Below are 6,014 nucleotides of genomic sequence, written 5' to 3'. Positions count from 1 at the left end.
CGGCCGTGTAGCTGGTGCCGCTGCCGGTGAAGCCGCTGAGCGTGCCGCCGGTGACGGCGATGTCGGCGGCCGTGAAGTCGGTGGCTGGTTCGGACAGCGTGAAGGTGAGGGTGGCGGTGTCGCCGAGCTTGAGCTGGGTTTTGTCGGTGGAGACGACGACGGTGGGGCGATCCGTGTCGACAGCGAAGGTCACGGTGTTGTCAGCGTCGGCGCCATCTGCGTTGGGCGCGCTGCCGGCCCCGGTGAAGGCGTTGTTGTCAACATGGATCACGGCAGACGAAACGCTGTTGGCCGTCGGGATGAAGACGGCGCTGTAGCTGGCACCGCTGCCCGTGAACCCGCTCAAGGTGCCCCCAGTCACGCTGACATCGGCGGCCGTGAAATCCGTCGACGGCTCGGACAGCGTGAAGGTCAATGTGGCTGTCTCGCCGGCCTTCAGCGTGGTCTTGTCGCTGGTGACGATGATGCTGGGCGCCGAGGCCGCGTCGTCATTGAGCAGCGTGCCGGTGGCGGCGGCCCCGAGCGAGAGCGCAACGCCCTGGGTGGTGGCGCTGCCGAGCGTCGCGATGACGGTTTCGTCGGCCTCCACCAGGCTGTCGGCGGTCGGATCGACGGTGAAGGTGCCGGTGGTTGCTCCTGCTGCGATGGTCAGCGTGCCGGTCGCGGTGGTCGTGTAGTCGCTGCCGGATGCCGCGGTTCCGGACAGCGTATAGACGATGGTGGTCGCAAAGGCCGATGGGCGGCTGAGCGTGACGGTGAAGGTCAGCGTGCCGGCCGCGTCCTCGTTCATGCTGGACGGGTTCACGGCGATGGACACGCTGGGGGTGTCATCGTCGGCGGCACCTACGCTGGGCGTCGCCGTGCTGTTGCCGGCGAGAAAGACGTTGGTACTGCTACCGTCGTCCTTGATCGTGCCAGTGCCGGCGGCACCCGCCGCGTTGGTCACGGCGCCCGTGATGGCGCCGGTATCCAGCGTGAACGACTCGGCGCCTTCGAACGTGGCGTCGGCGGTGATGGACGTCCTCACGAGCACGGAGGTGACCCCGGCTGCCAGTGTGATCCCGCCCGATGACGGCACCCACGCTGCCCCATCGAAGTATTCCAGCGCTGCGCTGGCGCCCGTGTCTGCGCCGACCGAAGCAGTGCCACTCAAGAGCACAGGCGTGAATGCGATGGCGCCGGTGCTGGCACGGTCCAGACTGACCTGGAAGACCGCGTAGGGCGACGCTTCGCTGACGGTGATGTTGTTCACGGCGATCGTCGGCGTGTCGTTGTCGGCGGTGCCAGCGGTCGGCACTGCGGTGTTGTTGCCGCCGAGAAAGACGTTCGCGCTGGAACCGTCGTCCTTGATCGTGCCGGTGCCTGCAGCGCCGACGGCGTTCGTGACGGTACCTGTGATGGTGCCAGTATTGAGCGTGAACGACTCGGTGCCTTCGAAGGTCGTGTCGTTGGTGATCGCGGTACGAACGAGCACGGACGTGGCGCCGGCCGCCAGTGTGATGCCGCCCGATGCGGCAACCCAGTTCGTGCCGTTGAGATACTGCAGCGCGCCGCTTGCGGCGGTGTCGGTGCCGACCGTTGCGCTGCCACTGGCCAGCGTTGGCGTGAAGCTGATGGCGCCGGCGCCCGCGAAGTCCAGGCTGACCTCGAAGACCGCATAGGGAGAGGCTTCGCTGACAGTCACGCTGCTGACGGAGACGGTTGGTGTCGCGACCGCCGTGACATTGAGCGTGACGGTGGCGGCGTCCGATTCGCCACTGCCGTCGGTGATGGCGTAAGTGAAGCTGTCTCCGGTGGTGTCGCCGTTGGCAGGGGTGTATTCGGTGCTGCCGTCCGCCTTGACGAACAGCGTGCCATGGCTCAGGGCGACCTGCATCCATCCGTCGGCGGCCAAGTGGCCCGCGTCCATGCCATTGGCCGCAAACGCCACGCCGTTGACGCGTGCGAGGGTCAGAGAGGAGAGGGCGGTTTCGACGTCGCCGTCCACCCCGGCGCTTGCATCGTTATTGGTGATGATGTTGCGACCGGCAAGCATGGTGTTCAACGGCGTCGTGTAGCTGTTGCCACGCGCGACGGGGTAGTCGTTGACGGCGGCGACGACGACGGTCACCGTTGCGGTAGCCGTGGCACCACCATCGGAGACCGTGTAGGTGAAGCTCGCATTGCCGTTGAAGTTGGGCGTGGGCGTGAAGGTGATCGTGCCGTCAGCGTTCTTCACCGCCGTGCCACCCGTACCGCTGGTGACACTGCTGATGGTCAGAGAACCGCTGTCGACGTCGCCGTCGTTACCCAGCAGATCAGCGGCATCGAAGGTGACGGCGGCATCCTCGGCGGCACCCAGCGTGTCGTCCGTGGCGACCGGCGCGTCGTTCGCGCCATGGATGGTCACTGTCAACGCCGCCGTGTCGGTCCGGGCCAGCGAGTTGGTGATGGTGTAGTAGAAGACTTCGCTCAGCGAATCCCCGGTGTTCAGCGCGTTGACTTGCGTGTTGCTGTTGTCGATGGTGTAGACGTAGGCGCCGGTGGAGTACAGCCGCAGGCTGCCGTAGAGGCCCGAGAAGTCGACATAGCTTCCGGCAGCGATGGCCGTGTTGGCAGCGTCCGACGCGAGGCGCCCACCGGTCACCGGATTGGCACCCAGCGTGGCACTGGTCCCTGCCGCATCCGCCGTCGCGGTGCCGCTGCCGGCCGTGATCGTGCCGGCGACGACGTTGCCTGCTGGGTTGGTGCCCGCCGACGTGCCCTGCTCCGTGCCGGTGAGGGCATCGTCCTTGGCGTTCGGGTCGCTGGCGCTTGAGGCCTGCACATTGATCGTCAGCGTAGCGGCGCTCGTCAGTCCGCCCGCGTCCTGCATCGTGTAGGTGAAGACATCGCTGCCGGAGGCTCCACCGGTGGCGTCGGGCAGCGGCGTGTAGACATAGCTGCCGTCGCTGTTCAGCACGAGCGTGCCGAGTGCGCCGGTCACCGTGCTGCCGCCCGCTGCCAGGAAGCTGATGCTGCCGCTGGGCGCCGACGACAACAGCTTGTCGAGCGTGATGGTGTTGCCCGATACCGCCGTGACCTTGGCGCCGGCCGGGATGTTGGTGCCCGTTGCCGTCATGCCCACGACGACGTTGCCGCTGATGCCTGTCAGCGTGATCGTGGAGTACTGGACGGCGGCGGCCGTATTGACCGTCGCCTCCTTGCCGCTGGGCAAGCTGGCGTTGCCGTCCCGGGTCGAGTCCGGGTAGAAATCGACCTTGGTCGTGCCGCCGACGACGGTGAAGGCGGTGCTCGTGCCGTAGTGATCGATGGTGCCGCTCAGGCCGATGGAATAGGTTCCGTCGGCATTGGCGGACTTGCTCGTGACCTGGATCAGTGCATTGCTGGCCGTCTTCAACAGGTAGTAGGAGCCGCTGATCTTGCTCGTATAGAGATAGTCACCAACGCTGACGGCCTTGAAGAAGCTGCCGTTGCTGCCGGTGAAGGTGAGGCTGGTTGCCGTGCCGCCTGCGGTGTAGCTGGAGAACGCGCCGCTGGCCGTGAGACCGGCGACGGCCTTGGTCTCGCCGTACTTGTCGACGTCGGCATCGTTGTTGAGCACATTGCCCGTGCCCTTGCTGCCGATGCTGTCCGTGCCGCTGTAGGCCGTGCCATCGGTCAGCAGGCTGATCTTGGCCGAGCCCACATCCGCGGCGGCGACCGGGGTGTCGTTCGCGCCCTGGATGGTGATCTTCAGCGTGGCCGTCGACAGCGTGGCCGGCGAATGCGTATCGGTGATGCGGTAGGTGAAGGTGTCGACCAGCGTGTTGCCAGTGCCGCGCAGCGCCTGCACGGCGGCATTGGCGTTGTTGATGACATAGCTGTAGTTGCCGTCCGTGCCGATCGTCAATACGCCGTAGGTCCCGGTGATTGCGGTGCCACCGCCCGCCAGCGTCGTCGTGACGGCAGTGCCGGCGCTGCTGGTGCCGGCGGCATTGACGCTCGGGGAGGCGCTCCCCGCGTCGTTGGCCAGCACGTTACCCGTCGCATGGCTACCCGCCGTGCCGTTGTTCAGCCCCCCCTGCTCGACGGCGATGCCGGTGTCCGCCAGCGCGCTGGCCGGCGTGTAGTGATTCAGGAAGTTGTTGAGGGCCGTGTCGACCGGATCACTGCTGGTGCCGTAGTTGCCACCGGCGGCGAACTTCGTCGGGTCCACGACCAGCAGGTAAGCCGCCTCGCCCGGATCTCCGGTGCCGATGACGCCGTCCGCACCGGTGGCGTAGAAATAGAAGCCGTTGGTGACGCCGTTGGTCTTGAACTGGCGGCTGACGACGCCGTAGATGGACTGATCCACGCCGCCTGCGTCCTTGTACTCCAGGCGGCCGGCGACGTTGTTGCCGGAGTAGTAAGGGTCACCGGGGTTGGCCGACACGAACTGGAAGCCGGTGCCGGAGAAGGGCGTCAGCACGGCAACGTTGTTCAGCGAACTGGCCTCCTCGCTCAGCGACGAGGGCGTGCCGGTGTAGGCCTGCGTGAATGTCACCGTTGCGTCCTCGACTGCATAGGTGACGCCGTCGAGCGTCACATGGGCGCGGTCGTCCTCAGCCGCAATACGCTGCTGCTCCGCCGCGCTCAGGCACTGGCCCGCCACGGCGACCGAAAAGGCTTCACCTTCATCGCCTGGCGTGTCGGCGGAGCCGTTGAGTCGCGCGTCGATGCAGTGCCCGATCTCCTCGACGAGGACGCGCGCGATGCTGGCGCTGTCCGCGCCACGCGACAGCCAGTCCGCGTTCAGCAGGATGACCGGTCGCCCGTCCGGGCCGCTGGCGGCAAACGCGCCAAGCGCACCATGCAGTTCGGCCTGGCTGCGCAGTTGCACTTCAATCGCCGTGCCGTTGCGGCCGATATCGCCTAACAGCGCCTGCGCCGCCTCAAGCCACGCTGCGCAAGGTTGTGACTGAGCACCGTTGAAGATCGTGAATAGCTGGTCCAGCGCATCCGGTTGGCGCAGCAAGGCAGCCACCTGCTGCTGCGCCTGCAAGCGGGCGCTATCCAATGCTGCGGGCGGGCGGGCGTCGGTCGCCGCCACATGCAACCACCCCGTGTCTGCGACGGCAAGCGGCTTGAGCGCGACATCAACGGCATCGGCGACGGCCGCACCGTCGAACATGAAGCGCTGTTCCAGCGCCATGGGCCGCGGGCCGCTGCGCAGCAGAGGGCGCTTGACGGCTGGGAAGGCAGGGCGCTGGGGCATGCGGAACTCCATTTCGGCCAGTGGTGGCCGGTTACGGGGGCGTGATCAGGACCCGGCCGCTCATGCCGGCGATCAGTTCAGGGAAATGGCCGTTGATGGCTGCGGCCACCTTGACGGACTGGCTGACCGGATCGACGCGCGCGCCGATACGGATGAATCTGGCCGGGTAGGGCTTGCCGGTCTCGTCGATCTGTATGGAGAAGCTGTTGCCAACCCGCAGCCACGTCAGCCAGCGTGAAGGCACGAGGAATTCCAGCTCCAACACGCTGTCGTCAAGAATGTCCAGCAGCGCCTGGCCCGGCTGCACGAATTGCTGCTCGCGGACCTTCTGCTCGGCAACCCGTCCGCCGAACGGCGCCGCTACATGGCACTTGCCCAGCAGCGCCCGGGTGGCGGCGAGGTCCGCCTGGGCCTTGCCGACGGCAACGCGCGACTGGTCCAGTTCGAGTTGCCCAATGGAATGCAGTTCCGCCAGGCGTTGGTTGGACTGCAGCGTCTGCTCGGCGCCCTGCAGTTCGACTTCGGCCTTGCGCGATTGCGCCTGCTGCAGGGTGCAGTCGAAGCTCACCAACGTTTGACCCGCCTTGAAGGCGCCGCCTTCCGGGACGGGAAGGCGGTTGATCTTCGCGCCGATCTCGGCAGCGACGGTCGTGTAGCGACGCGGCAGCAGTTGTGCCCTGATTTCCTGCCGCTCGATGGCCGGCCGGGCGCTTGGTGCCGACGCCGTCACGCCCGCCGGCAGCGCTTGCGCCGCCGCTGCGTGGGCCAAGCCCATCAGGCCCGGCAGCAACAACCAACG

At 66.8% G+C, this 6,014-nt stretch carries 5 protein-coding genes and 2 pseudogenes; 4 read left to right on the top strand and 3 right to left on the bottom strand.

What is annotated here, in order from left to right; translation table 11 throughout:
• Window positions 1–55: 55 nt before the first annotated feature.
• A pseudogene (locus tag ACG00X_RS03000) lies at window positions 56–775 on the bottom strand (Ig-like domain-containing protein); the annotation flags it as partial.
• Here ACG00X_RS03000 and ACG00X_RS02995 point away from each other — a divergent pair.
• Window positions 717–1,220 carry a hypothetical protein gene (locus ACG00X_RS02995; RefSeq protein WP_394486451.1) on the top strand — a complete coding sequence of 168 codons (504 nt, stop codon included), beginning with the start codon at window positions 717–719 and terminating at the stop codon, window positions 1,218–1,220. The pseudogene ACG00X_RS03000 and the gene ACG00X_RS02995 overlap by 59 nt on opposite strands.
• A gap of 21 nt (window positions 1,221–1,241) precedes the next feature.
• The gene (locus ACG00X_RS02990; protein ID WP_394486450.1) at window positions 1,242–1,661 is read left to right on the top strand and encodes a hypothetical protein; all 420 of its coding nucleotides are present in this window, start codon (window positions 1,242–1,244) and stop codon (window positions 1,659–1,661) included.
• Window positions 1,662–1,708: 47 nt separating this feature from the next.
• Here ACG00X_RS02990 and ACG00X_RS02985 read toward each other — a convergent pair.
• Window positions 1,709–3,865, bottom strand: a pseudogene (locus ACG00X_RS02985) (tandem-95 repeat protein); the annotation flags it as partial.
• Here ACG00X_RS02985 and ACG00X_RS02980 point away from each other — a divergent pair.
• Both ACG00X_RS02980 and ACG00X_RS02975 read left to right on the top strand, forming a co-directional pair.
• Entirely contained in the window at window positions 3,746–4,876 is a 1,131-nt protein-coding gene (locus ACG00X_RS02980) for a hypothetical protein (RefSeq protein ID WP_394486449.1), read from the top strand. The pseudogene ACG00X_RS02985 and the gene ACG00X_RS02980 overlap by 120 nt on opposite strands.
• A gap of 87 nt (window positions 4,877–4,963) precedes the next feature.
• The gene (locus tag ACG00X_RS02975) at window positions 4,964–5,260 is read left to right on the top strand and encodes a hypothetical protein (RefSeq protein ID WP_394486448.1); all 297 of its coding nucleotides are present in this window, start codon (window positions 4,964–4,966) and stop codon (window positions 5,258–5,260) included.
• On the opposite strand, the gene ACG00X_RS02970 is transcribed toward ACG00X_RS02975, so the two are convergent.
• On the bottom strand, window positions 5,247–6,008 hold the full coding sequence (locus ACG00X_RS02970; RefSeq protein WP_394486447.1) for an efflux RND transporter periplasmic adaptor subunit: 762 nt from the start codon (window positions 6,006–6,008) through the stop codon (window positions 5,247–5,249). The two genes, ACG00X_RS02975 and ACG00X_RS02970, sit on opposite strands and share 14 nt — an antisense overlap.
• Between the last annotated feature and the right edge of the window lie 6 nt (window positions 6,009–6,014).

Origin of the sequence: Pelomonas nitida (assembly GCF_043555975.1) — a bacterium.
In the GTDB taxonomy this organism is placed as follows: domain Bacteria; phylum Pseudomonadota; class Gammaproteobacteria; order Burkholderiales; family Burkholderiaceae_C; genus Pelomonas; species Pelomonas nitida.
Note: the sequence above shows the minus strand (reverse complement) of the source record. Positions and strands in the feature narration are given on the sequence as shown.

Bases quoted from the DNA above. Each gene is read 5' to 3' on its own strand.
- ACG00X_RS02995 (WP_394486451.1), top strand. From the start codon at position 717: ATGGTGGTCGCAAAGGCCGATGGGCGGCTGAGCGTGACGGTGAAGGTC.
- ACG00X_RS02990 (WP_394486450.1), top strand. From the start codon at position 1,242: ATGTTGTTCACGGCGATCGTCGGCGTGTCGTTGTCGGCGGTGCCAGCG.
- ACG00X_RS02980 (WP_394486449.1), top strand. From the start codon at position 3,746: ATGCGTATCGGTGATGCGGTAGGTGAAGGTGTCGACCAGCGTGTTGCC.